Genomic DNA, 732 nt, shown 5'->3' with positions numbered 1-732 from the left:
AAATGAGCGAGATGGAAGCCTCGTTCGAGGAAGCCCGCCGCTCGTTTGACGAGCAGAACGGAAAGATGGACGAGAGCATGGATGCGTTCAGCTCGATTCGTTCCTCAATGGACGAGCTTTCCGGCCACATCGGCCAAATTCACGAGCTGATCACCGATGCGCAGGAGAAGAACGGCCAGCTCGTCGAAGCCGTGCAGCATGTTGCCGCCATTGCCGAGGAATCCGCGGCGGGTGTGGAAGAGGTCAATTCTTCGTCGCACCAGCAGGATACGGCCATTCGGCACATTGCTTCGCAGGCGGACGACATGCTTTCGCTATCCCAGCGGTTGTTCGAGGAAATCGACAAGTTCAAGATGGATGACATTGAGGCGGAGGAAGCGGAGATCACCGTGTCGCCGGAGGTTAATGAAAACCGGGGGCAGAAGGAAGAGGATCGTGAGGTGAGCCCCGAGGCCAAAGGGACGGCTCAAGCGGCCGAGGTCGTGGCAGTACCCGTGGCATCGGCTGATGCCGGGACGCAAGCAGCGCCCCGGGAGCAGGCAGATCTCAAGGATGACGAAGCCGCCCGCCGTGCAGAAGAGGAGAAAAAGCTGCAGCCGGTTTGATGCCAAGAAATTCGGCAGACATACGAAAAGCCCCGGTTTCGCATCCAATGCGAAGCCGGGGCTCCTTACGTTTATTCGAAATAGACGGCTTTGCCGGTGCGGGAAGACTCGTAGATCGCTTCGAGAA

General features: G+C 58.3%; 1 pseudogene. It reads left to right on the top strand.

What is annotated here, in order from left to right:
- A pseudogene (locus tag QJ48_RS37925) lies at positions 1 to 605 on the top strand (methyl-accepting chemotaxis protein); the annotation flags it as partial.
- Positions 606 to 732: the final 127 nt, after the last annotated feature.

Source organism: Paenibacillus sp. A3 (assembly GCF_001399685.1).
Taxonomy (GTDB): domain Bacteria; phylum Bacillota; class Bacilli; order Paenibacillales; family NBRC-103111; genus Paenibacillus_G.
Note: the sequence above shows the minus strand (reverse complement) of the source record. Positions and strands in the feature narration are given on the sequence as shown.